The sequence below is a fragment of the Stenotrophomonas sp. INTA L402-1 genome (assembly GCF_059295135.1).
In genome coordinates this window covers 1-26208 of sequence record NZ_JCAFWP010000042.1, presented here as the reverse complement: position 1 = coordinate 26208, position 26208 = coordinate 1, and the positions used below count along the sequence as shown (strand labels likewise).

The following is a 26208-nucleotide window of genomic DNA, read 5'->3' as shown; positions in this document are numbered from 1 at the left end:
TGGTCGTTCCGGCGTGGGGTACGGAACGACCCGAGTATAGCCCCAGGTTTCATCTAGCTGAAATGGGGGGCGGGCCGACCAGCGGCACGAAGACACCATGACCTTTGGGATATGGTGTTGCCGTGAAGTGGTGCATTACTTTGCTACCACACCTGTCCACGCATCCTCCAGGGATCTGACGATGTCGCACCCAACCTTCCTGTCCGGCCGTCGCAGCGGAATCTGCGCTGCCGCACTGCTGATCTCCACCTCCCTGCTGCTGGGCGGTTGCGCCGCAGGGCCCAATTCCGAAGCCAAGGCCGCCGAGACCAAGGAGGAGAAGAAGGTCGATGCGGTCCCGGTCGAAGTGGCCGTGGCCAGCCACCGTGCTGTCGCGGCCAGCTACACCGGTACCGCTGCGCTGGAACCACGCGCCGAGTCGCAGGTGGTGGCCAAGACTTCCGGCGTGGCGCTGGCGGTGCTGGTCGAAGAAGGCCAGCGGGTCACCGCCGGCCAGCCGCTGGTGCGGCTGGACCCGGACCGCGCTCGGCTGGCTGTGGCGCAGAGCGAAGCGCAGATGCGCAAGCTGGAAAACAACTACCAGCGCGCGCAGAAACTGGTGGGCCAGCAGATGGTCAGCGCCGCCGACGTCGACCAGCTGCGTTACGACCTGGAAAACGTACGCGCGCAGTACCGCCTGGCCACGCTGGAACTGTCCTACACCACGGTGGTGGCGCCGATCTCCGGCGTGATCGCGTCGCGCTCGATCAAGACCGGCAACTTCGTGCAGATCAACACGCCGATCTTCCGCATCGTCGACAACTCGCGGCTGGAAGCCACCCTCAACGTGCCCGAGCGCGAGCTGGCCACCCTGCGCGCCGGCCAGCCGGTGACGCTGGCTGCCGATGCGCTGCCGGGCCAGAGCTTCACCGGCACCGTCGATCGCATCGCGCCGGTGGTGGATTCGGGCAGCGGTACGTTTCGCGTGGTCAGCGCCTTCGATGGCGCCGCACATGCGCTGCAGCCCGGCATGTTCGGGCGCATCCGCATCGATTACGACCAGCGTGCCGATGCGCTGGTGGTGCCGCGCCTGGCGCTGCTCGACGATGGTGAGCCGGCGGTGTTCCGGGTGCGCGAAGGCAAGGTCGCACGCGTTCCGGTCAAGCTGGGTTACGCCGAGGGCCCGTGGGTGGAGATCCGTGATGGCCTGGCGGCCGGTGATCAGGTGGTCACCGCCGGCAAGGTCGCCCTGCGCGACGGCACCGCAGTGCAGGTGATCGCCGATCCGAAGGCAAAGCCGAAGACGGTCGCAGCGGCCGCCAAGCCGGCAGACAAGGCCGGGAGCACGCAATGACCGCCCCGGGCCACGACCACGGTGCCTCGCCGGCGAGCGACGGCGCCGCCGCCGGCATGCGCGGCGGCCTGGTGGAATTCGCCACCCGCCGTCGCGTGACTATCGCCATGTGCACGGTCACGCTGCTGCTGTTCGGCCTGATCGCGCTGGGCAACCTCAAGGTCAACCTGCTGCCCGACCTGAGCTACCCGACGCTGACCGTGCGCACCGAGTACACCGGTTCGGCGCCGACCGAAATCGAAACCCTGATCACCCAGCCGGTTGAAGAAGCGGTCGGCGTGGTCAAGAACCTGCGCAAGCTGAAGTCGGTCTCGCGCACCGGCCAGAGTGATGTAGTGCTGGAGTTCGCCTGGGGCACCAACATGGACCAGGCCAGCCTGGAGGTGCGCGACAAGATGGAAGCGCTGAACCTGCCACTGGAGGCCAAGGCCCCGGTGCTGCTGCGCTTCAATCCGTCCACCGAGCCGATCATGCGCCTGGTGCTGTCGAACAAGGTGGCGCCGACCAGCGATGCCGATGCGGTCCGCGAGCTGACCGGCCTGCGCCGCTATGCCGATGAAGACCTGAAGAAGAAGCTGGAGCCGGTCAGCGGCGTGGCGGCGGTCAAGGTCGGCGGTGGCCTGGAAGACGAGATCCAGGTCGACATCGACCAGCAGAAGCTGGCCCAGCTGAACCTGCCGATCGACACCGTCATCAAGCGCCTGAAGGACGAGAACATCAACATCTCTGGCGGCCGCCTGGAGGAGGGCTCGCAGCGCTTCCTGGTGCGCACCGTCAACCAGTTCGCCGATCTGGAGGAGATCCGCAACCTGCTGGTCACCACCCAGGCGTCGAACGGCAGCGCGGCCGACTCGGCGTTGCAGCAGATGTTCAACATCGCCGCGTCGACCGGTTCGGCGGCAGCCATCGCGGCGGCATCGGCGGCGCAGAGCGCATCGTCCGGCGGTGGTTCCAGCGTGGTCGCCAACGGTGTGCCGGTGCGCCTGAAGGACGTGGCCACCGTGCGCCAGGGCTACAAGGAGCGCGAAGCGGTGATCCGCCTGGGCGGCAAGGAATCGGTCGAACTGGCGATCTACAAAGAAGGCGACGCCAATACCGTGTCCACCGCCGAAGCGCTGCGCAAGCGCCTGGAGCAGATCAAGGGCACGTTCCCGTCCGATGTCGAGATGACCACCATCGAGGACCAGTCGCGCTTCATCGAGCACGCCATCGCCGACGTCAAGAAGGATGCAGTGATCGGCGGCCTGCTGGCGATCCTGATCATCTTCCTGTTCCTGCGTGATGGCTGGAGCACGTTCGTGATCAGCCTGTCGCTGCCGGTCTCGATCATCGCCACGTTCTTCTTCATGGGCCAGCTCGGCCTGAGCTTGAACGTGATGTCGCTGGGCGGTCTGGCACTGGCCACCGGCCTGGTGGTGGATGACTCGATCGTGGTGCTGGAGAGCATCGCTAAGGCCCGCGAGCGTGGCCTGGGCATCCTGCAGGCGGCCATCGCCGGTACCCGCGAAGTGAGCATGGCGGTGGTCGCCTCCACCCTGACCACCATCGCGGTGTTCTTGCCGCTGGTGTTCGTCGATGGCATCGCTGGCCAGCTGTTCCGCGACCAGGCGTTGACCGTGGCGATCGCCATCGCGATCTCGCTGCTGGTGTCGATGACCCTGATCCCGATGCTGAGCTCGCTGAAGGGACGGCCGCCGCTGGCGTTCCCGGAAGAAGCGCCGAACGAACCGTGGCAACCGCAGAACCGCTGGCAGAAGCCGGTGGCACTGGGCCGTCGTGGTGCCGTGGCGACTGCGCGCTGGAGCTTCTACGCGCTGGCCTGGCTGGTGGTGCGGGCGTGGCGTGGCGTGGTGGCGGTGGTGGGCCCGGTGATGCGCAAGGCCAGCGATCTGGCGATGAAGCCCTATGCCGGTGCCGAGCGCGGTTACCTGCGCCTGCTGCCGAGCGCACTGGCGCATCCGGGCAAGGTGCTGGGTGTCGCCTCGATCATCTTCGTGGCGACCATGGCGCTGGTGCCGATGCTCGGTGCCGACCTGATCCCGCAGCTGGCGCAGGACCGTTTCGAGATGACGGTGAAGCTGCCGGCCGGCACGCCGCTGAAGCAGACTGATGCACTGGTACGCGAGCTGCAGCTGGCGCACGGCAAGGGCGAGGGCGTGGCGTCGCTGTACGGTGTCAGCGGCAGCGGCACCCGCCTGGATGCCAGCCCCACCGAGAGCGGCGAGAACATCGGCAAACTGACCGTGGTGATGGAAGGCGGTGGCAATGCACGCACCGAGGCCGAGATCACCGAGCGCCTGCGTGACACCATGGGCCAGCATCCGGGGGCACAGGTCGACTTCGCGCGGCCGGCGTTGTTCAGCTTCTCCACGCCGCTGGAAATCGAGCTGCGCGGGCAGGACATGGCCACGCTGGAAGTGGCCGGCCAGCGCCTGGCGGCGCTGCTGCGCGGCAACGCGCACTACGCCGACGTGAAGTCCACGGTGGAAGAGGGCTTCCCGGAAATCCAGATCCGCTTCGACCAGGAGCGTGCCGGTGCACTGGGCCTGACCACGCGCCAGATCGCCGACGTGGTGGTGAAGAAGGTGCGCGGCGATGTCGCCACCCGCTACAGCTTCCGTGACCGCAAGATCGACGTGCTGGTGCGTGCACAGGAAGGCGACCGCGCCAGCGTGGAGAGCATCCGCCGGCTGATCGTCAATCCGGGCAGTACCCGTCCGGTGACGCTGGACGCGGTGGCCGAGGTGGTGGCTACCACCGGCCCCAGCGAGATCCATCGCGCCGACCAGACCCGGGTGGCGGTGGTGTCGGCCAACCTGCGCGACATCGACCTCGGCGCGGCCATGCGCGAAGTGCAGCAGATGGTCGCCGAGCAGCCGCTGGGTGCGGGTGTCGGCCTGCACATCGGTGGCCAGGGTGAGGAGCTGGCGCAGGCGGCGAAGTCGTTGATCTTCGCCTTCGGCCTGGCGATCTTCCTGGTCTACCTGGTGATGGCCTCGCAGTTCGAATCGCTGCTGCACCCGTTCGTGATCCTGTTCACCATCCCGCTGGCGCTGGTCGGTGCGATCCTGGCGCTGATGCTGACCGGCAAGCCCATCTCGGTGGTGGTGTTCATCGGCCTGATCCTGCTGGTCGGCCTGGTCACCAAGAACGCGATCATCCTGATCGACAAGGTCAACCAGCTGCGCGAGGCCGGCGTAGCAAAGCACGAGGCGCTTGTGGAAGGCGCGCGCTCGCGCCTGCGGCCGATCATCATGACCACGCTGTGCACGCTGTTCGGCTTCCTGCCGTTGGCGGTGGCGATGGGTGAGGGCGCTGAAGTGCGCGCGCCGATGGCGATCACCGTGATCGGCGGCCTGCTGGTGTCGACCCTGCTGACCCTGCTGGTGATCCCGGTGGTGTACGACCTGATGGACCGTCGTGGCGATGCGTATTACCGCGAACGTGGCCGCAAGCATGCCGGTGAGATCGAGCCGGGTGCAGCGGACAGTGCGGCGGGTGCGGAGGAACCGGCATGAGTGTGGCCGAGTTCTCCATCCGCCGTCCGGTCACCACCATCATGTGTTTCGTGTCGCTGGTGGTGATCGGCCTGATCGCTTCGTTCCGGTTGCCGTTGGAAGCGCTGCCGGACATCTCCGCGCCGTTCCTGTTCGTGCAGATTCCGTACACCGGCTCCACCCCGGAGGAAGTGGAACGGACCATCATCCGTCCGGTCGAGGAGTCGCTGGCGACGATGACCGGCATCAAGCGCATGCGCTCGTCGGCCACCTCCGAAGCGGCGCTGATCTTCATCGAGTTCAGCGACTGGGACCGCGACATCGCCATCGCCGCCTCCGATGCACGCGAGCGCATCGATGCGATCCGCAGCGACCTGCCCGACGACCTGCAGCGCTACAACGTGTTCAAGTGGTCCAGCAGCGACCAGCCGGTGCTGAAGGTGCGCCTGGCCAGCACCACCGACCTGACCACCGCCTATGACATGCTCGACCGCGAGTTCAAGCGGCGCATCGAGCGCATTCCCGGCGTGGCCCGTGTCGACATCACCGGTGCGCCGCCGAACGAGGTGGAGATCGCCATCGATCCGAACCGCCTCAACGCGCACGGCCTGAGCATCAATGAACTGAGCGAGCGCCTGCGTACGCTGAATTTCTCGATCTCGGCCGGGCAGATCGACGACAACGGCCAGCGCGTGCGCGTGCAGCCGGTGGGCGAGATCACCGACCTGCAGGAAATGCGCGATCTGGTGATCAACGCCAAGGGCCTGCGCCTGGGCGATATCGCCGATGTGCGCCTGAAGCCGGCGCGGATGAACTACGGGCGCCGCCTGGACGGCAACCCGGCGGTTGGCCTGGATATCTTCAAGGAGCGCAGTGCCAATCTGGTGGAGGTGTCGCGCGCGGCACTGGCCGAGGTTGAATCGATCCGTGCCGAAGCGTCGATGCGCGACGTGCAGATCAAGGTGATCGACAATCAGGGCAAGGCGGTGACCTCCTCGCTGCTGGAACTGGCCGAGGCCGGTGCGGTCGGCCTGATCCTGTCGATCACGGTGCTGTTCTTCTTCCTGCGCCATTGGCCGTCCACGCTGATGGTGACCCTGGCCATTCCGATCTGCTTCACCATCACCCTGGGCTTCATGTACTTCGTCGGGGTGACGCTGAACATCCTGACCATGATGGGCCTGCTGCTGGCGGTGGGCATGCTGGTCGACAACGCCGTGGTGGTGGTGGAGAGCATCTACCAGGAACGCGAGCGCATGCCGGGGCAGCCGCGGCTGGCCTCGATCATCGGCACCCGCAACGTGGCCATCGCGCTCAGTGCCGGTACGCTGTGCCACTGCATCGTGTTCGTGCCGAACCTGTTCGGCGAGACCAACAACATCAGCATCTTCATGGCGCAGATCGCGATCACCATCTCGGTCTCGCTGCTGGCCTCGTGGCTGGTCGCGGTCAGCCTGATCCCGATGCTGTCCGCGCGCATGGCCACGCCCAAGCTGGTGCACTCGCAGACCGGCCTGATCGCGCGGCTGCAGCGCCGCTACGCCAGGCTGCTGGACTGGTCGCTGCACCATCGCGGCTGGAGCCTGCTCGGCATCGTGCTGGTGGTGCTGGTCAGCCTGGTGCCGATGAAGCTGACCAAGGTCGACATGTTCGGAGGGGATGGCGGCAAGGACATCTTCATCGGCTACATGTGGAAGGGCGCCTACACCTATCGGCAGATGTCCGAGGAAGTGGCGCGCGTGGAGAACTGGATCGACGCCAACCGCGAGCGCCTGCACGTCAAGCAGGTGTACTCCTGGTACAGCGAGCAGGAAGGCAGCTCCACCGTGGTCACCCTGGACGAGAAGTACGCCAAGGACATCAAGGCGCTGCAGGAAGAACTGCGCAAGGGCCTGCCGAAGTCGGCCCGCACCGACTACTTCGTCGGCAACCAGGGCGGTGATGGCGGCGGTGGCGGCAACCAGGGCGTGCAGGTGCAGCTGGTCGGCGACTCCAGTTCGATGCTGCAGGAGATCGGCCAGGAAGTGGTGCCGCTGCTGGCCCAGCGCACCGAGCTGCGCGATGTGCGCATCGACAATGGTGAGAAGGGCGGCGAACTGAAGGTGCGCGTCGACCGCGAGCGTGCGGCGGCGTTCGGCTTCAATGCCGAACAGGTAGCCAGCTTCGTCGGCCTGGCGCTGCGCGGTGCACCGATGCGCGAGTTCCGCCGTGGCGACAACGAGGTGCCGGTATGGGTGCGCTTCGCCGGCGCCGAGCAGAGCAGCCCGGAAGACCTGGCCGGCTTCAGCGTGCGTACCGGCGATGGCCGCAGCGTGCCGCTGTTGAGCCTGGTCACCGTCGATGTCGGTTCGTCAGCCACCCAGATCGGACGCACCAACCGCCAGACCACGCTGACCATCAAGGCCAACCTGGCCGAGAAGGTCACCGCGCCGGATGGTCGCAAGGCGATGGAGTCGGTGCTCAAGCCGATGAACTTCCCGGCCGGTTATGGCTTCACCTTCGATGGCGGTGACTACGGCAACGACGACGAAGCGATGCAGCAGATGGTGTTCAACCTGCTGATCGCGCTGGTGATGATCTACGTGGTGATGGCGGCGGTGTTCGAGTCGCTGCTGTTCCCGGCGGCGATCATGAGTGGCGTGCTGTTCTCGATCTTCGGCGTGTTCTGGCTGTTCTGGATCACCGGCACCTCGTTCGGGATCATGTCCTTCATCGGCATCCTGGTGCTGATGGGCGTGGTGGTGAACAACGGCATCGTGATGATCGAGCACATCAACAACCTGCGGCGCGGCGGCATGGGACGCACGCAGGCGCTGGTGGAGGGCTCACGCGAGCGATTGCGGCCAATCATGATGACCATGGGCACGGCGATCCTGGCGATGGTGCCGATCTCGCTGACCAATACGCAGATGTTCGGCAATGGCCCGGAGTACGCGCCGATGGCGCGCGCGATTGCCGGCGGCCTGGCGTTCTCCACGGTGGTCAGCCTGCTGTTCCTGCCGACCATCTATGCGGTGCTGGATGACCTGCGCAATGCCGTGACGCGGTTGATCCGCCGCGCGCGTGGAGTGGAAATGGTAGAGCCGGGCGCTGCCCGGCTGTAATGCACATCAACGTGTTGTGGTGTGGGGGAGGCCGGTCGTAGTGGGGCGGCCTCCCCCTTTTTTTGCCGGGCATGGCGTGCCAACCAAGGTTGGCACCTACCAGAGCGCAGTCGAGCTTGGCTCGACGCTACACGGAACAATCAACCCGCCACCTTGCCCCACACCTTGAACGTGGTCAGCCACAGGCCGAGCATGCTGCCGATGTTGGTCAGCATGAAGGTCAGCACCACGCGGGTGACGCGGTTGCGATACCAGCCCTTCAGGCTTTGCGCATCGTCGCGCAGCTTCAGGAAGTCCTCATACGCCGGCTTGCGCAGGCGCGCTTCCACCAGCGCCGAGAATGCGCCGGTCGGGATGCTCAGGCGGAACGGCTTGAACGGCGCCACCGCGATCGCGGTGAGGATGCTCAGCGGATGGCCGCCGGCCAGCAGGCAGCCCAGGCCGGCGAGGCCGCCGGTATACATCGCCCAGGTCGCCAGCAGTTCGGTGCCCACGCCCAGGCCACCGCGGTAGAAACCTACGCCGATGCCGGTCGCCACGATGGCCAGGATGCCCAGCGTGAACCACGGAATGTTGCGCTTCTTCGGCACCGCTTCCAGCTCGGCGCGCAGCGGTGCCGGTGCTTCGGTGTCGGTTTCCAGGTAGCGGGCCAGCCCGGCCAGGTGACCGGCACCCACCACCGCCAGCACTTCACGCTGCTGCGGGTCGTGTTCCTCGCGCAGGCGCGTGGCCATGTAGCGGTCACGCTCGCCGATGATGGTCTCGTACAGCGCCGGGCTCTCGCTGGCGAACTCGCCGAAGCTCGACTCCAGCATGTCGCCCTGCTTGAGCTTCTCGATCTCGTTTTCGCCCACTTCCTCGGATGAGAACAGACCTGCGCCAAGCCCGGCGACCAGCTTCAGCTTGCCGAAGAAGCCCAGCCGTTGCGAGGCACGGCGGAAGGTCAGGCCGACTTCACGGTCGATCAGGTGTACCGGCAGGTTGCGCTCGCGCGCCAGTTCCACCGCGCGCTTCAGTTCGGCGCCCGGCTCGATGTCGAGCTGTTCGGCCAGGCGGCGCTGGTACGCGGACAGGGCCAGGTTGGCGGCGAACAGGGCCACGCGGCCCTTGCGGATCACTTCGACCAGATCGAGCTTGGCCAGCGTGTCCGGATCGCTCAGCGCCTGCAGGCGCTGCGGGTCCAGTTCAACGGCAACGGCATCGAAGCGGCCGCTGTCGATGGCTTTTTCCACCGCCTCGACGCTGGCGCGGGAGACGTGGGCAGTGCCCAGCAGGGTATAACGCACGCCGTCGCGTTCAACGACGCGCACCGGCTGGCCGGCGAACAGGTCGTCGCCGGTTTCGGGAAGGGTTTCGGTCATGGGTTCATTCATTGGAAGGTGCGGTGTCGGCGCCATCGCCGAGCGCGCGCTGCATCTGCACGGTATCCAGCCAGCGGCCGTGCTTGCGGCCAAGGCCACGGAACACGCCGACCAGCTCGAAGCCGAAGCGTTCGTGCAGCTTGATCGACGCGGCGTTGGTCGGTTCGCCGATCACGGCCACCATCTGCCGGTAACCACGCGCCACGCAGGCATCGATCAAGGCCTGCAGCAGGCCGGTGCCCACGCCCTGGCCCTGGAACGCGGCATCGACGTAGACCGAGTTCTCCACGGTCCACTGGTAGGCAACGCGGGTGCGGTAGGTGTTGGCGTAGGCATAGCCGGCCACCTGGCCGTCGATCTCGGCGACCAGGTAGGGGAAGCCGCGATCGATGATGTCGCGCATACGGCGCAGCATCTCGGTCGCGTCGGGGATGTCGTACTCGTAGGTGTTGACGAAGTCGGTCACTTCCACCGCGTAGATCGCGGTGATCGCGGCGATGTCGGCCGGGCCGGCATCACGGATGAGGACGGCCATGCGCGGGCTCCGGCTCAGTCGATGTAGCGCTTGAGCAGGTCACCGTACGCGTCGATGCGGCGATCGCGCAGGAACGGCCAGATGCGGCGCACGTGCTCGCTGCGCTGCAGGTCGACATCGCACAGCAGCACGGTGGCGTCAGTGCCGGCTTCGGCCAGGAATTCGCCCTGCGGGCCGAGCACGTGGCTGTTGCCCCAGAACTGGATGCCCGACGCGCCCAGTGGCGATGCCTCGTGGCCGACGCGGTTGCAGCTCAGCACCGGCAGGCCGTTGGCCACGGCGTGGCCGCGGTGGCTCAGCACCCAGGCGTCGCGCTGGCGGGTCTTCTCGTCCTGCACATCGTCCGGGTCCCAGCCGATCGCGGTCGGGTACAGCAGCAGTTCGGCGCCGGCCAGCGCCATCAGGCGTGCCGCTTCCGGGTACCACTGGTCCCAGCACACCAGCACGCCGAGGCGACCCACCGAGGTATCGATCGGCTTGAAACCGATGTCGCCCGGGGTGAAGTAGAACTTCTCGTAGAAGCCCGGATCGTCCGGGATATGCATCTTGCGGTACTTGCCGAGCAGCGTACCGTCCTTCTCGAACACCACCGCGGTGTTGTGGTACAGGCCGGCAGCACGGCGCTCGAACAGCGAGCCGACCAGCACCACGCCATGCTTCTTCGCCAGCGCGCCCAGGCGCTCGGTGCTCGGGCCCGGAATCGGCTCGGCCAGGTCGAACTCGTCCACTGATTCGTGCTGGCAGAAGTACGGGCCGTTATGCAGTTCCTGCAGCAGCACCAGCTTGGCACCCTGCGCAGCCGCCTCGGCCACGCGTGCTTCGATCACCGCCAGGTTGGCGGCGGCATCACCGTGGTTGCGCTCCTGGATCAGGGCGACGGTAAGGGGGCTGCGCGAGTTCATGCGGGGCGTTCCTGCGGGGGAAAACCTGCATGTTAGCGCGGATGGGCGGCGACGGCGTGTCGCGCGCTGAATGGGTGCTGGTGGTGCCGGCCGCTGGCCGGCAACCCCGTCAATCCATCAGGCATTGCATGGTTGCCGGCCAGCGGCCGGTACTACCCATCCTCAGGCCTTCAACAACCCGGCCGGCAGCTGCATGGTGATGCAGTGCAGGCTGCCGTTCTGCCAGATCAGCGAGCGGCAGGGCACCTGCACGATCTCGCGGCCCGGGTGCGCCTGCGCCAGCACATCGCGGGCCAGGTCGTCGGCCGGGTCGCCGTAGGCCGGCATCAGCACCGCGCCATTGACGATCAGGTAGTTGGCGTACGACGCCGCCAGGCGGCGGCCTTCGTCGATCACCGGCTGTGCCCACGGCAGCGGGAACAGGCGGTACGGCTGGCCATCCTTGGTACGCAGCGCGGCCAGCTCATTGCCCATCGCCTGCAGTTCGGCGTAGTGCGAGTCGCTCTCGTCGTCGCAGGCCTGGTAGACGATGCTGTCAGCCGAGGCGAAGCGGGCGAGGGTATCGATGTGCGCATCGGTGTCGTCGCCTTCCAGATAGCCGTGGTCCAGCCACAGCACGCGGTCCTGCTGCAGCCAGTCGGCCAGGTCGGCGCTCAGGCTGGCGCGGTCGCGGTCCGGGTGGCGCTCGTGCAGGCACTTCCAGGTGGTCAGCAGGGTGCCTTCGCCATCGGTTTCGATGCCGCCGCCTTCCAGCGCGAACGGAATGCTGCGCACCGGTGCGTCGTTGAACACGCCGGCCTGGTCGAGCACGCCCACCAGCTGGTCATCCAGGGTGGCGTCGAACTTGCCGCCCCAGCCGGTGAAGCGGAAATCCAGCAGCTGGAAGCCGCCGTTGGCACGGCGCAGGGTGATCGGGCCGGAGTCGCGCAACCAGGTATCGTCGTAGGCCGCCGTGGTGAAGTGGACCTTGTCCATGTCGATGCGGTTGGAGCGCAGCCGCATCTCGGCATAGGTCTCCACATCGTCGTCGGTCACGCAGATCAGCACCGGCTGGAAGCGGGTGATGGCCGCGACCAGCGCGATGTAGGTCTCTTCCACCTGGCCCAGGCGGTCGGCCCAGTCGGTGTCGGCGGTGGGCCAGGCAATCAGGACGCCGCTCTGGGCTTCCCACTCGGCAGGAAAACGAAGGGTCTGGTTCATGGTCTCGCTACACAGGCCCGCCCAGGGCGGGTAAAGGGATCAACGGATCGGCGGTTTCGGGCCGATTTCGTTCGGGTCCGCCTGGTTGGCCACCACGTCGATCACCTTCTGCTTCTCGAAGTAGACGGTGAACTGCGGGTACACCCAGCGGTTGATGGTCGGCCATTGCCGCTTCTGCCCGCCACGCGGCTGCAGCTGCTCGCTCGGCGCGCCGAACTGCGCCTGTACCTGCTGCATGCTCTGGCCGCGCACGGGCAGGGCACCGGCCGGCTTCTCGCGGGCACGGTCGACAAGCAGGGTATCGGCCAGCGCCGGCGTGGCGGCGGCCAGGGTGGCCATCACGGCCAAGGCGGACAGGTAACGCTTCATCTCGATCTACTCCCCAGTGGTCAAGAAAGGCGATTACAGCAAAAACGGCAGGAAAAAGCCGCATAAACAAAAAACCGCCCGAAGGCGGCTTTTTGCATCGGGTCGGCCCCGCGTAGGGCCAGCCGCAGCCGCGAAGGCTGCTGGGCTTAGCGCTGACGCGCCTTGAAACGCGGGTTCGACTTGCAGATGACGAAGATCTTGCCACGACGACGCACGACCTTGCAGTCACGGTGACGGGCCTTCGCCGACTTCAGGGAGGACAGGACTTTCATGGCATACCTCGGCGTAAACAGTAGTTGTTCGGGTGGAGCGTGGCCGCGATATGCGAAAGACAATCGGCAGTTGACGCTCGTTCAAGCCCGCCATTCTACCGGGCTTTTCCTCGTGGTTTCAAGTGGTTGCACAAAAGATCCCGTTGGGGGCGTCTGACAGGGGCTAGAATGACCCCTTCACACGCTCTGGGAACCCCATGAATCCACTCGCTCCCGTCCTGACCATCGACGGCCCTTCAGGGGCCGGCAAGGGTACCATCAGCCGCATCATCGCGCGCCGGATGGGCTGGCATTACCTGGATTCAGGCGCGCTGTACCGGGCAGTGGGCGTGGCCGCGAGCTGGGCCGACATCGATACCTCCGATGCCTCGGCGCTGGTCCGCTGCACCTTTGATACCCACGTTCAGTTTGTCGAGCAGGGTGAAGCCATGCGGGTCATGGTGAACGGGACCGATGCCACCGACGAGCTGCGCCTGGAGACCACCGGCGCGCTGGCCTCGGCCATCGCCGCCATTCCCGAGGTCCGGGCTGCCCTGAAGGAGCGCCAGCGCGCATTCAGGGAGCTGCCCGGCCTGGTCGCCGATGGCCGCGACATGGGCACGGTGATCTTCCCGGACGCCTCCTACAAGGTCTTCCTGACCGCCAGTGCCGAGGAGCGCGCCGAGCGCCGGCATAAGCAGTTGAAAGACAAGGGGGTTTCTGTTAACTTTGATGACCTCCTGCGCGAGATCATGGCCCGCGACGCCCGTGATGCTCAGCGTACCGTGGCGCCCCTGAAGCCGGCAGACGATGCTGTCCTCATCGACACCACAGGCATCGGCATCGCAGATGTCGTTGCCAGAGTGATGGATCTGCTTCCGGTTCCGGCTGCCTGATCCGTTCGCGCGGGAGCACTGCCAGCAGCATCGGTGGTGGTCGCGCATAGCAGTGCTGTACCAGCTCCGTCGCGCAATGATGCGTGGCGGTTTTCCTACTACACACGACCTGCGTTTCCGGGGTCGACCAACAGGCGGGCGGTCGCCATTCCCCTGAAGGGGACGCCACCGACCCATGTGTCCAACAGAGTAAATCTAATGACCGAATCATTTGCCGAACTGTTTGAAGCCAGCCAGGCCAATCTGGCCAAGCTGAAGCCGGGCGCCATCGTCAGCGGTACCGTTGTTGAAGTCCGCGGCGACGTCGTGGTGATCAACGCTGGCCTGAAGTCCGAAGGCATCGTGCCGATCGAACAGTTCCGTAACGACGCTGGCGAAATCGACGTCGCCGAAGGCGACATCGTCAAGGTCGCCCTCGACTCGATCGAGAACGGCTTCGGCGAAACCGTTCTGTCGCGCGAGAAGGCCAAGCGCGCGATGGTGTGGGACGAGCTGGAAGAAGCGTTGGAAAAGAACGAAACCATCACCGGTCGCATCAGCGGCAAGGTCAAGGGTGGTTTCACCGTGGACATCAAGGATGTCCGCGCCTTCCTGCCGGGTTCCCTGGTCGATGTGCGCCCGGTGCGCGATCCGGCCTACCTGGAAGGCAAGGAACTCGAGTTCAAGCTCATCAAGCTGGACCGCAAGCGTAACAACGTCGTGGTCTCGCGCCGCGCTGTCGTCGAAAGCGAGCACTCGGAAGAGCGCGAGCAGCTGATGGACAAGCTGCAGGAAGGCGCGATCCTGAAGGGTGTCGTCAAGAACCTGACCGATTACGGCGCGTTCGTGGACCTGGGCGGTATCGACGGCCTGCTGCACATCACCGACATGGCGTGGAAGCGCGTGCGTCACCCGTCGGAAGTCGTGAACGTCGGCGACGAGCTGGACGTCCGCGTGCTGAAGTTCGACCGCGAGCGCAACCGCGTTTCGCTGGGCCTGAAGCAGCTGGGCGAGGATCCGTGGGACAACATCGGCCGTCGTTACCCGGCCAACAGCCGCGTCTTCGGCAAGGTCTCCAACGTCACCGATTACGGCGCGTTCGTTGAGATCGAGCCGGGCGTCGAAGGCCTGGTGCACGTCTCCGAGATGGATTGGACCAACAAGAACGTCAACCCGTCCAAGGTTGTCCAGGTTGGTGATGAAGTCGAAGTGATGGTGCTGGACGTCGATGAAGAGCGTCGCCGTATCTCGCTGGGCATGAAGCAGGTTGCCGCCAATCCGTGGGAAACCTTCGCTGCCACCCACAAGAAGGGTGACAAGGTGTCGGGCCAGATCAAGTCGATCACCGACTTCGGCATCTTCATCGGCCTGGACGGCGGCATCGACGGCCTGGTTCACCTGTCCGACATCAGCTGGAACACCACCGGCGAAGACGTCGTTCGCAACTTCAAGAAGGGCGATACCCTGGACGCCGTCGTCCTGGCTGTCGATCCGGAGCGCGAGCGCATCTCCCTGGGCGTGAAGCAGCTGGAGCAGGATCCGTTCGGCCAGTACATGGCTGCCAATCCGAAGGGCTCCAAGGTCGAAGGCGTGGTGAAGGAAGTCGACGCCAAGGGCGCGATCATCGAGCTGGCTGACGGCATCGAAGGTTACGTCTCGGCACGCGACATCGCCAACGAGCGCGTTGACGACGCCACCCAGCACCTGAAGGTCGGCGACAAGGTCGAAGCCAAGTTCGTGGGCATGGACCGCAAGGGCCGTACCCTGCAGCTGTCGATCAAGGCCAAGGACGACGCTGAAATGCGCGAAGTGCTGGAGGAATACCAGTCCTCTTCGGCTTCCAGCGGCACCACCCAGCTGGGCGCGCTGCTGCGTGCACAGCTGAACGGCAACAAGTCCGAGTAATCGGCCTTACGCTGTTCGTTGTTTCCTGGACGGCCCGGGCATTGCCCGGGCCGTTTCAGGCTGAGATACCCCTGATGTGAGCCGGTAATGACCAAATCCGAACTGATCGAAATCCTTGCGCGCCGCCAGGCGCACCTGAAGGCCGATGATGTCGATCTGGCGGTGAAGTCGTTGCTGGAAATGATGGGCGGATCGCTGTCCGCCGGGGATCGCATCGAAATCCGTGGTTTTGGCAGCTTCTCGCTGCACTATCGTCCGCCGCGCCTGGGTCGCAACCCGAAAACCGGCGAATCGGTTGCCCTGCCGGGCAAGCACGTCCCTCATTTCAAGCCGGGCAAGGAACTGCGTGAGCGGGTCAGCAGTGTGCTGCCGCTGGACGCCGATCCGGCCTGAGCCTTCCGTCGCGCCACCGCGTGCGAATCCAGCCGCGAGTCGGATAAGCTACGGACTCCTGCCACTGGAGCTGTCGCATGAAGGTTTTTCGTCTGCTGGTCCTGCTGGCGGTTCTGATCCTTGGGTTGATCATCGGTGCGGTCAACATGACCGCGATGTCGATCAACCTGCTGTTTACCCAACTGCATACCTCGGTAGGCGTGGCCCTGATCGCCGCGCTGCTGGTGGGTGTCATCGTCGGTGCCGGCCTGGTGCTGGTGAGCGTGGTCATTCCGCTCTACAGCCAGTTGCGCCGCGCCAACAAGTCCGCTGTCGCCACGCCGGCACCGGTTGCTTCCCCCCAATCTTTTGATGGACGCTGATCGAAGATGGATTTCGTCACCGAGTGGTTCTGGTTCTTCCTGTTCGTTCCGCTGGCCGCACTGGCCGGGTGGGTGATCGGACGGCGTGGTGGTCAACGCCACGGTGACAGCCAGGTCAGCCGCCTGTCCAGCACCTACTTCCGCGGCCTGAACTACCTGCTCAACGAGCAGCCGGACAAGGCCATCGAGCTGTTCCTGCACATCGCCGAGCTGGACAAGGAAACCTTCGAGACCCAGGTCGCGCTGGGCCACCTGTTCCGCCGCCGCGGCGAAGTCGACCGCGCCATCCGCCTGCACCAGGGCCTGGTCAACCGCCACGACCTCAGCGATGCGCAACGCGTGCAGGCGCTGCTGGCACTGGGCGAGGACTACATGAAGTCCGGCCTGCTGGACCGCGCCGAGACCGTGTTCACCGAACTGGCCCAGCTGGATCAGCGTGCTCCGCAGGCACTCAAGCACCTGATCGGCATTTACCAGGCCGAGCGCGACTGGGAAAAGGCGATCGACAACGCGACCCGTTTCGAGGACGTCACCGGCGAGCCGATGGGCAAGCTGATCGGGCAGTTCGAGTGCGAACTGGCCGAACGCTTCCGCGGTGCTGGCAAGCTGGAAGAGGCGAGGGCAGCGATTGCCCGGGCCTACCAGGCCGATGCGATGTCGGTACGTGCCGGCATCATTGAAGGACGCCTGGAAACCGATGCCGGCAATCCGGAAGCGGCCGTACGCGCCTTCGAGCGTGCCGCGCGCAACGATCCGGAGTACCTGCCGGAGCTGCTGCCGGCGCTGATGCAGAACTACCGCAAGGTCGGCGATCTGGCAGGCGCACGCGCGTTCCTGTCGGAGATGACCGAGCACTACCGCGGCATCGCCCCGGTGCTGGCGCTGACCCGCCTGATGGAAGAGCAGGAGGGCGTGGCGCCAGCCCGTGCCTACCTGGGCCGCCAGCTCAAGGATCGCCCGTCGGTGCGTGGCGAGTCCGCGCTGATCGACCTGACCCTGGCTGAAGGCGCCGATTCCACGGCGACCCTGCACGACCTCAAGCACATCACCGACCAGTTGCTGGTGCGCAATCCGGCCTATCGATGCACCCGTTGTGGTTTCGGTGCGCGCACCCACCACTGGCAGTGCCCGAGCTGCAAGGAGTGGGGTACGGTCAAGCCGCTGCTGAACTACGCGGTGCTCTGATCCATGCCGTGGCTCGTGATGGGCGCGCTGCTGGGCCTGGCCCTGCTGAGTGCGGCACTGACCTGGGCGGCGCGGGGTTACGCGCTGCGCCGGCAACTGTTTGACCAGCCGGGCGAGCGCCGCAGCCATAGCGTGGCGACACCCCGCGGCGGCGGCATCGCCATTGTCATCAGCCTGCTGGTGACCGCCGGTATTGCCATGTGGGCCTGGCCCGAAGCGCGTCCGAGCCTGCTGGTCGCCAGCCTTGGCCTGGCGCTGGTGGCGGGTATCGGCTGGTGGGACGACCACCGGCCGCTGCCGGCCATGCGCCGCCTGATGGTGCACTTCATCGCCGCCGCGCTGCTGGCCGCGCTGGTCAAGGTCCACGGTGGCAGCTGGCTGCTGGCCGTACTGGTCCTGCTGTTCACCGCCTCGCTGATCAACATCTGGAATTTCATGGATGGGATCAACGGCATCGCGGCCAGCCAAGCCATCGTGGTCGCGCTGGGGCTGGCGCCGCTGCTGCCCTGGCCGTACTCGCTGGCGGCGGTCGCGTTGGGCCTGGCCTGCCTGGGCTTCCTGCCGTTCAACTTCCCGCGGGCCCGGATCTTCATGGGCGATGTCGGGAGTGGCGCGCTGGGCTACGCGGTGGCGGCAGTGCTGGCACTGGCCAGCGTCAAGACCGACATCCACTGGATCCTGCTGCTGGTGTCGGCATCGCCGTTCCTTGTGGACGCGGGCTTCACACTGCTGGCGCGCATCATTTCCGGACAACGCTGGATGGAACCCCATACCCAGCACGTCTACCAGCGCGCGGTGCAGGCAGGAGCCAGTCACGCCCAGGTAACAGGGATGTACTTTGCTTTAGGCCTGTTCAGTATTACAGTGCTTAATGTCTGCTCCAATTTGCAGCCGAGGTGGGAGGCTGCCGTGGCGATCGCGTGGTTCATTGCGCTGAGCGTCCTCTGGCTCCTCCTGCGCAATGGATTGCGCCACCCAAAAGGAAATACCTGACTTATGGCTTCACCCTGGCGGGACAGAATCCTCGGCCTGATGCCGCGTTCGGCCATCGTCTGCCACGACCTGTTCATGGTCTGGGCATGCTGGCAGCTGCTCCACGCGGGGCGGTATTCGATCCTGGCCAACGCCCCCGAGCTCCCTCTCTGGAACGTTGACACCACGCTGGTGCTGCTGCTGCAGGGCATGGTGTTCTGGCGCGTGGGCCTCTATCGGGGCCTGTGGCGGTTCGCCAGCGTCAGCGACCTGCTGAACATCTTCAAGGCCAGCTTCATCGGCATGGTCGCCATCGTGCTGGTGCTGATGTGGAAGCGCTTCGACGGCGTGCCGATGTCGGTGCTGGTGATCTATCCGTTCGCGCTGTCGGCGCTGCTGGGCGCGCCGCGCCTGCTGTACCGGGCCTGGAAGGACTATCAGGCACTGCAGTCGGACTCGTCCGCGCGCCGCGTGCTGATCCTGGGTGCCGGCCAGGCCGCCGAGACCCTGGTCCGTGACCTGCGCCGTTCCGGTAATTTCGAGCCGGTCGGCCTGCTGGACGACGCGCCGCACCTGCGCGGCGCCAAGCTGCAGGGCCTGCCGATCCTCGGCACCCTGGACGATGCGCCGACAGTGGTCCGGGAGACGGCGGCCAAGCTGCTGGTGATCGCCATTCCGTCGCTGGACGCGGCGGGCATGCAGCGGATCGTCGCCATCTGTGAAAGCACCGGTGTGCCGTTCCGCACCGTGCCCAAGCTCAGCGACATCCTGCAGGGCCAGTCGCTGCCGGGGCAGCTGAAGGAAGTGGCGATCGAGGATCTGCTGGGCCGCAAGCCGATCATGCCGGACTGGAACCTGATCCGTGGCTGGCTGGGCGGGCGTACGGTGATGGTCACCGGTGCCGGCGGTTCGATCGGCTCCGAGCTTTGCCGCCAGTGCGCACGGCATGGTGCCGGCCGCATCATCCTGCTCGAGATCAGCGAACTGCTGCTGCTGACCATCGAAGGCGAGCTGCGGCGCAGCTTCCCCGATGTCGAGATCGAAGCGGTGCTGGGCGACTGCGGTGACCCGGCGGTGATCCGCCACGCCCTGTCGCTGCATCCGGTCGACACCGCCTTCCACGCGGCTGCCTACAAGCACGTGCCGGTGCTGGAGCGGCAGCTGCGCGAAGCGGTGCGCAACAACATCCTGGCCACCGAGAACGTGGCCCGCGCCTGCCTGGAAGCGCGCGTTGAGCATTTCGTGTTCATCTCCACCGACAAGGCGGTCGACCCGGTCAATGCACTGGGCGCCAGCAAGCGCTATGCGGAGATGATCTGCCAGAGCCTGGACCAGAAGTCCACGCATACCCGTTTTGTTACGGTGCGCTTCGGCAACGTGCTGGCCTCGGCCGGCAGCGTGGTGCCGCTGTTCCGCGAACAGATCCTGCGTGGCGGTCCGGTGACCGTCACCGACCCGGAAGTCAGTCGCTACTTCATGACCATCCCGGAGGCCTGCCAGCTGATCCTGCAGGCGGCCGCTTCGGCATCGCATGGTGCGATCTATACGCTCGACATGGGCGAGCCGGTGCCGATCCGCGTGCTGGCCGAGCAGATGATCCGCCTGGCCGGCAAGCAGCCGTACAAGGACATTCCGATCATCTACACCGGGCTGCGTCCGGGCGAGAAGCTGCACGAGACGCTGTTCTATTCGGACGAGGACTACCGTTCCACCGCGCACCCGAAGATTCTCGAGGCCGGTGTACGTACGTTCTCGCGTGACCTGGTGCTGGGCAATGTCCCGCGCCTGCGCGATGCCGTGGCTGGTTACGACACGACCAGCATCCAGGAGATCCTGTTCGCGACGATGCCGGAGTTCTCTCCCATCGAACAGGATGCTTACATTTCATCCGCTAAAGTCGTGCCCTTTCCGGCACGTGAGGCCAACAGGCACCAATGAGCAAGCGAATTCGCAAGGCAGTTTTTCCAGTGGCAGGGCTCGGGACGCGCTTTTTGCCGGCAACCAAGACGGTTCCGAAGGAAATGTTGCCGATCATTGATCGTCCGCTGATCCAATATGCTGTGGATGAAGCAATCGAAGCAGGCTGCGATACGCTGGTGTTCATCACCAATCGCTACAAGCATGCCGTGGCCGACTACTTCGACAAGGCCTACGAACTGGAGCAGAAGCTCGAGCGCGCCGGCAAGCAGGAGCAGCTGGAGATGATCCGCCATGTGCTGCCCAAGGGCGTGCGCGCGATCTTCGTGACCCAGGCCGAAGCACTGGGCCTGGGCCATGCGGTGCTGTGCGCCAAGGCCGTGATCGGTGACGAGCCGTTCGCGGTGCTGCTGCCGGACGACCTGATCTGGAACCGCGGCGACGGCGCACTGAAGCAGATGGCAGACCTCAACGAGGCCAGTGGTGCCAGCGTGATCGCCGTTGAAGACGTGCCGCACGACAAGACTGCCAGCTACGGCATCGTTGCCACTGACGCGTTCGACGGCCGCAAGGGTCGCATTTCGCAGATCGTGGAGAAGCCGAAGCCGGAGGACGCACCGAGCGACCTGGCCGTGGTCGGTCGCTACGTGCTGAGCCCGAAGATCTTCGAGCTGCTGGAGCAGACCGGCAGTGGTGCTGGTGGCGAGATCCAGCTGACCGATGCGATCGCGCAGCTGCTGAAGACCGAAGAGGTCGATGCCTACCGCTTCGAGGGCACCCGCTTCGACTGCGGCACGCACCTGGGGCTGGTGGAGGCGACGATCCGCTTCGCGCTGGACAACCCGAAGCTGGCAGGGCCGGCGCGGGAGAAACTGACGGCGATGTTGGCGGAGTAAGGGTTCTATCAAGCGCTCCGTGCTGCGCCTTGATTGATACGTGATGGGCGGGACGGGTGGGCCTTTGCAGGACACGCCGTAAACCCGTCCATGGGGGCTCGGTCGCCGCATCCATGCGGCGAACGGTCCTGCAAAGGCCCACCCGCCCCGCCTGTCAGGTTTCCTGCGGGCGCGGACGGGAAGGGCGGAATCAAAGGCAAGAGCAAAAGCAGAAAGGCAGCCAATGGCTGCCTTTTCCGTTTCCGCGAGCATCCACGCATGGCGTGGCTCTACTGCCCTTGCCTTTGCTCACTCCTCCGCCGGGGGAGGCTGGAAGGGCCGGGTCGGCAGGGCTGCCCGGGACCGTTTGCGCCATGGGCCCAAGGCATGCCTTGGGCGGGTTGGGCAGGACGCCCAACCCCGGTCTTGCCGTGTGCGCAGGACAGCGCACACCAGCAAGGCGCCATCGAGCCCCCAGGGGTGAGGGCGCTTTGCTTGCGAAGCACCGCTTCGCAAGCGCCCGAACGCACAGCCGCCAGCGGCTGGGCCGGACCCCGGAGGGGGGTTCACGGCGTGTCCCGGGCAGCCCTGCCGACCCGGCCCACGCCATGAAGCCCAACGAGGCAACGCTTTGAACCTTACAGCGCCTCGAAAATACCCGCTGCGCCCATGCCGGTGCCGATGCACATCGTCACCATGCCGTACTTCTGCTGGCGACGGCGCAGGCCGTGCAGCAGGGTTGCGGTGCGGATCGCGCCGGTCGCGCCCAGCGGGTGGCCCAGGGCAATCGCGCCACCCAGCGGGTTGACCTTGTTCGGGTCCAGGCCGCAATCGCGGATCACCGCCAGCGACTGCGCGGCGAAGGCTTCGTTCAGTTCAATCCAGTCCAGCTGGTCCTGGGTCAGGCCCGCCTGCTTCAGTGCCTTCGGGATCGCGGCGATCGGGCCGATGCCCATCACTTCCGGGCGCACGCCGGCTACCGAGAAGCTGACGAAACGAGCCAGCGGGGTCAGGCCGTAGTCCTTGATCGCCTGTTCCGAGGCCAGCAGCACGGCACCGGCGCCATCGCTCATCTGCGACGAGTTGCCAGCAGTGACGGTGCCGCCGAACTGGCCGTTGCGGAACACCGGGCGCAGCTTGGCCAGGCCTTCAGCCGAGGAATCCGGGCGCGGGCCTTCGTCGGTGTCGGCGATCTTGTTGCGGGTGATGATGCGCTGGCCATCGGCCAGGTCCGGCAGGTGCGAGACGATCTCGTACGGGCTGATCTCGTCCTTGAACTCGCCGTTCTGGATCGCGGCCATGGCCTTCTGGTGCGAGGCCAGGGCGAAGGCGTCCTGGTCTTCGCGCGAGACCTTCCACTCTTCGGCGACCTTCTCGGCGGTGATGCCCATGCCGTAGGCGATGGCGACGTGGTCGTTATCGAACACGCTCGGCGCCATGGCGATCTTGTTGCCCATCATCGGCACCATCGACATCGATTCGGTGCCACCGGCCAGCATCAGGTCGGCATTGCCCAGGCGGATCGCGTCGGCGGCCTGCGCCACGGCCTGCAGGCCGGAGGAGCAGAAGCGGTTCACGGTCTGCGCGGCGATGGTGTTCGGCAGGCCGGCCAGCAGCACGCCGATGCGCGCCACGTTCATGCCCTGCTCGGCTTCCGGCATGGCACAGCCGATGATCGCATCATCGATGCGGTTGACGTCCACGCCCGGGGCCTGGGCGACGACGCTGCGCAGCACGTGCGCAAGCATGTCGTCGGGGCGGGTGTTGCGGAACATGCCCTTGGGCGCCTTGCCAACCGGGGTACGGGTGGCGGCGACGATGTAGGCGTCCTGGATTTGCTTGGTCATTGCAGTGATCTCTCGAATAGGTTTTGTAGAGTCGAGCCATGCTCGACTGCCACATCAGGGAGTGCCGACCAACGGTCGGCACCCACCGAAAGCAGGGAGGGGCGATCAATTACGCAGCGGCTTGCCGGTCTTGAGCATGTGCGCGATGCGGGCCTGGGTCTTTTCCTGCTGGGCCAGTTCGACGAAGTGCTTGCGCTCCAGGGTCAGCAGCCACTCTTCGTCCACCAGGGTGCCGCGGTCGACCTTGCCACCGCACAGCACGGTGGCGATGCGCTCGGCGATCTCGTAGTCGTACGGGCTGATGAAACGGCCTTCCAGCATGTTGACCAGCATCATCTTGAAGGTGGCGATACCCACGTCGCCGGCCACCTGGATGCGGCGTGCCGGCAGCGGCGGACGGTAGCCCGCTTCGGCCAGGGCGCGCGCTTCGGCCTTGGCGATGTGCAGGGCCTCGTAGCTGTTGAACACCACCTTGTCGGTGCTGCGCAGCAGGCCCAGTTCCTTGGCGTTGACCGCCGAGTTGGAGACCTTGGCCATCGCCACGGTTTCGAAGGTCTTCTTCAGTTCGGCGAACACGTCACCGCCCGGGCCAGCGGCCTGCGAGGCGCGCACGGCCAGTTCCTTGAGGCCACCACCGGCCGGCAGCAGGCCGACGCCGGCCTCGACCAGGCCGATGTAGCTTTCCAGGAAGGCCACGGTCTTGGCGCTGTGCATCTGGAACTCGCAGCCACCACCCAGCGCCAGGCCACGCACGGCAGCCACCACCGGCACCAGCGAGTACTTGATGCGCTGGCTGGTGCGCTGGAAGTTGGCGACCATCTCTTCGAACTGGTCGACCTTGCCGGCCTGCAGCAGGCCGAGCGCACCGGCCAGGTCGGCACCGGCGGAGAAGGGTTCCTTCTGCTGCCAGATCACCAGACCCTGGAAGTTCTTTTCGGCAAGTGACACGCATTCCTGCAGGCCGTCGAGCACGTGGTCGGACACGGTGTTCATCTTGGTCTTGAAGCTGACCACGGCGATGCCATCACCGTCGTGCCACATGCGTAGGCCGTCGTTCTCGAACACGGTCTCGCCCGGCGCGAACTTCTCGCCCAGCAGCGGATCCGGGAAGCGCTGGCGCTGATACACCGGCAGCGACGAGCGCGGCAGCTTGGCGTTGCGCGACGGGCTGTAGCTGCCTTCGGCGGCGTGCACGCCGTCGCGGCCATCGAACACCCAGTCCGGCAGCGGGGCGTTGCTCATGCTCTTGCCGGCGACGATGTCATCGGCAATCCACTGCGCCACCTGCTTCCAGCCGGCGGCCTGCCAGGTTTCGAACGGGCCCAGCGACCAGCCGTAGCCCCAGCGGATGGCCAGGTCGACGTCGCGCGCGGTTTCGGCGATGTCGGCCAGATGGTAGGCGCTGTAGTGGAACAGGTCGCGGAAGGTCGCCCACAGGAACTGCGCCTGCGGGTGCTGGCTTTCGCGCAGCTTGGCGAATTTCTCGGCCGGGTTCTTGATCTTCAGGATCTCGACCACTTCCGGTGCGGCGGCGCGGTCGGCCGGACGGTAGTCCTGCTTCTCCAGGTCCAGCACCACAATGTCCTTGCCGACCTTGCGGAAGATGCCGGCGCCGGTCTTCTGGCCCAGCGCGCCCTTGGCGATCAGCGCGTCCAGCCACTTCGGCGACTTGAAGAATTCATGCCACGGGTCGTTGGGCAGGGTGTCGCCCATGGTCTTGATGACGTGGGCCATGGTGTCCAGGCCGACCACGTCGGAGGTGCGGTAGGTGGCCGACTTCGGGCGGCCGACCAGCGGGCCGGTCAGGCCGTCCACTTCATCGAAGCCCAGGCCGAACTGCTGGGTGTGGTGGATGGTGGACAGGATCGAGAACACGCCGATGCGGTTGCCGATGAAGTTCGGGGTGTCCTTGGCGTACACCACGCCCTTGCCCAAGGTGGTGACCAGGAATTCTTCCAGGCCTTCCAGCACGGCGGCGTCGGTGGTGGTGGCCGGGATCAGCTCGGCCAGGTGCATGTAGCGCGGCGGGTTGAAGAAGTGCACGCCGCAGAAGCGGTGGCGCAGCTGCTCGGGCAGCACGTCGGCCAGCTTGTTGATGCCCAGGCCCGAGGTGTTGGAGGCCAGCACCGCGTGGTCCGCCACGAACGGCGCGATCTTCTTGTACAGGTCCTGCTTCCAGTCCATGCGCTCGGCGATGGCCTCGATGATCAGGTCGCAGTCCTTCAGCTGCTCCAGGCCGGACTCGTAGTTGGCCGGGGTGATGGCTTCGGCCAGCGACTTGCTGGCCAGCGGTGCCGGGCTCAGCTTGCCCAGGTTGGCGATCGCCTTCAGCACGATGCCGTCGGCCGGACCTTCCTTGGCGGGCAGGTCGAACAGCACGGTGTCGACGCCAGCGTTGGTGAGGTGGGCGGCGATCTGGGCACCCATGACGCCGGCACCCAGCACGGCGGCGCGGCGGACTAGCAGGGAATTGGACATGGTGTAGGGCCTTTGTTGGTCAGCAGTTACTGGGTGGAATCAAAGGGAAGCGGGCAGGGCGCTGGCGCGTGCGGCGGCGCGGAACCCGGCTTCGGCGAAATGGATCAGTTCGTGGGCGGCATGGGCACGATGCGCCGCTTCGGTGACACCGGCGGGACGCTTGATCAGCCCGAAGTCGGCCATGGCATAGGTGAGCGAGCCGGCCAGGAAATCCAGGCGCCAGTACAGCTCTTCCTTGCTCAGGTCGGGTGCGCATTCGGCAATCGCCTTGCCGAACGCACGCAGCACGTGACCGTAGTGGTCGGACAGGAACTTGCGCAGGTTGTCGTTCTTCTCTGCGTAGGCGCGGGCGATCACGCGCACGAAGGCGCCGCCGTTCTGGCGGTCCTGGGCCAGCGCCAGTGCCGGCTCGACGAAGGCGGCCAGCACCGGGCGCAGCTGCCCGGGGTGTTCGCTGCGGGCGCGCTCGAGCTGCGCCAGGCGTGCGCCGGTCATCTCGTCCATGCGGCGGCGGAACACCTCGTTGACCAGGTTTTCCTTGGAGCCGAAGTGGTAGTTGACCGCGGCGATGTTGACGTCGGCCTGGCTGGTCACCTGGCGTAGCGACGTGCCGGCGAAGCCGTGCTGTGCGAACAGCTCCTCGGCCGCGCCGAGGATCCGGTCCTTGGTCGAGAAGTGGGCGGGTTTGGCCATCGGCGGGCGGACCTTAATCAAACGATTGTTTGATACTAGGACCAGACGGTAGCGTATGGCATTTTGCAGTGCAGCAAAAATGCCCGGACCGGTCAGATTTCACTCAGGTGGGTGAATGGGCGCAAAGGGTAGTGCCTGTCTCTTATACACATCT

The 26208-nt window shown here is 65.8% G+C and carries 20 protein-coding genes; 11 read left to right on the top strand and 9 right to left on the bottom strand.

The features are described from left to right. Positions 1 to 181: 181 nt before the first annotated feature. From AC5O77_RS18845 to AC5O77_RS18835, 3 genes are read left to right on the top strand one after another with little or no spacing between them, the layout of a single operon-like run. Positions 182 to 1333: an efflux RND transporter periplasmic adaptor subunit gene (locus AC5O77_RS18845; RefSeq protein ID WP_149909093.1), complete on the top strand. Its 1152-nt coding sequence runs from the start codon at positions 182 to 184 to the stop codon at positions 1331 to 1333. Further along, positions 1330 to 4851: an efflux RND transporter permease subunit gene (locus AC5O77_RS18840; protein ID WP_494507064.1), complete on the top strand. Its 3522-nt coding sequence runs from the start codon at positions 1330 to 1332 to the stop codon at positions 4849 to 4851. The genes AC5O77_RS18845 and AC5O77_RS18840 overlap by 4 nt, the downstream gene beginning before the upstream one ends. Continuing rightward, positions 4848 to 7934: an efflux RND transporter permease subunit gene (locus AC5O77_RS18835; RefSeq protein WP_494507063.1), complete on the top strand. Its 3087-nt coding sequence runs from the start codon at positions 4848 to 4850 to the stop codon at positions 7932 to 7934. The genes AC5O77_RS18840 and AC5O77_RS18835 overlap by 4 nt, the downstream gene beginning before the upstream one ends. A gap of 140 nt (positions 7935 to 8074) precedes the next feature. On the opposite strand, the gene AC5O77_RS18830 is transcribed toward AC5O77_RS18835, so the two are convergent. The 6 genes from AC5O77_RS18830 to ykgO form a co-directional block, all read right to left on the bottom strand. Further along, a complete protein-coding gene (locus AC5O77_RS18830; RefSeq protein ID WP_107432021.1) occupies positions 8075 to 9295 on the bottom strand; it encodes a TraB/GumN family protein in 1221 nt (406 codons plus the stop codon). A gap of 4 nt (positions 9296 to 9299) precedes the next feature. Next, positions 9300 to 9830: a GNAT family N-acetyltransferase gene (locus tag AC5O77_RS18825; protein ID WP_107432020.1), complete on the bottom strand. Its 531-nt coding sequence runs from the start codon at positions 9828 to 9830 to the stop codon at positions 9300 to 9302. Between the two features lie 14 nt (positions 9831 to 9844). After that, the gene (locus AC5O77_RS18820) at positions 9845 to 10732 is read right to left on the bottom strand and encodes a carbon-nitrogen hydrolase (protein ID WP_005409280.1); all 888 of its coding nucleotides are present in this window, start codon (positions 10730 to 10732) and stop codon (positions 9845 to 9847) included. A gap of 162 nt (positions 10733 to 10894) precedes the next feature. Further along, positions 10895 to 11932: an agmatine deiminase family protein gene (locus AC5O77_RS18815; RefSeq protein ID WP_478057144.1), complete on the bottom strand. Its 1038-nt coding sequence runs from the start codon at positions 11930 to 11932 to the stop codon at positions 10895 to 10897. 39 nt (positions 11933 to 11971) lie between these two features. Beyond that, positions 11972 to 12271 carry a hypothetical protein gene (locus AC5O77_RS18810; RefSeq protein ID WP_227837998.1) on the bottom strand — a complete coding sequence of 100 codons (300 nt, stop codon included), beginning with the start codon at positions 12269 to 12271 and terminating at the stop codon, positions 11972 to 11974. A 176-nt stretch (positions 12272 to 12447) separates the two neighbouring features. Continuing rightward, on the bottom strand, positions 12448 to 12573 hold the full coding sequence (ykgO, locus tag AC5O77_RS18805) for a type B 50S ribosomal protein L36 (protein ID WP_005409283.1): 126 nt from the start codon (positions 12571 to 12573) through the stop codon (positions 12448 to 12450). A gap of 197 nt (positions 12574 to 12770) precedes the next feature. Here ykgO and cmk point away from each other — a divergent pair, with 197 nt between their 5' ends. The 8 genes from cmk (at position 12771) to galU (ending at position 21057) form a co-directional block, all read left to right on the top strand. Then, positions 12771 to 13448: a (d)CMP kinase gene (gene cmk / locus AC5O77_RS18800; RefSeq protein ID WP_032130077.1), complete on the top strand. Its 678-nt coding sequence runs from the start codon at positions 12771 to 12773 to the stop codon at positions 13446 to 13448. A 198-nt stretch (positions 13449 to 13646) separates the two neighbouring features. Next, positions 13647 to 15332 (top strand): 30S ribosomal protein S1, encoded by a 1686-nt coding sequence (gene rpsA / locus AC5O77_RS18795; protein WP_005416230.1) that lies wholly within the window; start codon positions 13647 to 13649, stop codon positions 15330 to 15332. A gap of 87 nt (positions 15333 to 15419) precedes the next feature. Then, positions 15420 to 15725 carry an integration host factor subunit beta gene (locus tag AC5O77_RS18790; RefSeq protein ID WP_005409286.1) on the top strand — a complete coding sequence of 102 codons (306 nt, stop codon included), beginning with the start codon at positions 15420 to 15422 and terminating at the stop codon, positions 15723 to 15725. A gap of 77 nt (positions 15726 to 15802) precedes the next feature. Further along, entirely contained in the window at positions 15803 to 16087 is a 285-nt protein-coding gene (locus tag AC5O77_RS18785) for a LapA family protein (RefSeq protein WP_010484569.1), read from the top strand. A gap of 6 nt (positions 16088 to 16093) precedes the next feature. Continuing rightward, positions 16094 to 17272, top strand: coding sequence for a lipopolysaccharide assembly protein LapB (gene lapB / locus AC5O77_RS18780; RefSeq protein WP_005416232.1), 1179 nt, complete (start codon positions 16094 to 16096; stop codon positions 17270 to 17272). Positions 17273 to 17275: 3 nt separating this feature from the next. Further along, positions 17276 to 18265 (top strand): MraY family glycosyltransferase, encoded by a 990-nt coding sequence (locus AC5O77_RS18775; RefSeq protein WP_293798056.1) that lies wholly within the window; start codon positions 17276 to 17278, stop codon positions 18263 to 18265. Positions 18266 to 18268: 3 nt separating this feature from the next. After that, positions 18269 to 20182 (top strand): polysaccharide biosynthesis protein, encoded by a 1914-nt coding sequence (locus AC5O77_RS18770; RefSeq protein WP_032130079.1) that lies wholly within the window; start codon positions 18269 to 18271, stop codon positions 20180 to 20182. Next, positions 20179 to 21057 (top strand): UTP--glucose-1-phosphate uridylyltransferase GalU, encoded by an 879-nt coding sequence (gene galU, locus AC5O77_RS18765; protein WP_164081207.1) that lies wholly within the window; start codon positions 20179 to 20181, stop codon positions 21055 to 21057. The genes AC5O77_RS18770 and galU overlap by 4 nt, the downstream gene beginning before the upstream one ends. Before the next feature lie 617 nt (positions 21058 to 21674). Here galU and AC5O77_RS18760 read toward each other — a convergent pair. From AC5O77_RS18760 to AC5O77_RS18750, 3 genes are all read right to left on the bottom strand, one after another. Next, entirely contained in the window at positions 21675 to 22883 is a 1209-nt protein-coding gene (locus AC5O77_RS18760) for an acetyl-CoA C-acyltransferase (protein WP_049399460.1), read from the bottom strand. Between the two features lie 105 nt (positions 22884 to 22988). Continuing rightward, entirely contained in the window at positions 22989 to 25361 is a 2373-nt protein-coding gene (locus AC5O77_RS18755) for a 3-hydroxyacyl-CoA dehydrogenase/enoyl-CoA hydratase family protein (protein WP_180836855.1), read from the bottom strand. A gap of 39 nt (positions 25362 to 25400) precedes the next feature. Beyond that, the gene (locus AC5O77_RS18750) at positions 25401 to 26054 is read right to left on the bottom strand and encodes a TetR/AcrR family transcriptional regulator (RefSeq protein WP_262228665.1); all 654 of its coding nucleotides are present in this window, start codon (positions 26052 to 26054) and stop codon (positions 25401 to 25403) included. Positions 26055 to 26208: the final 154 nt, after the last annotated feature.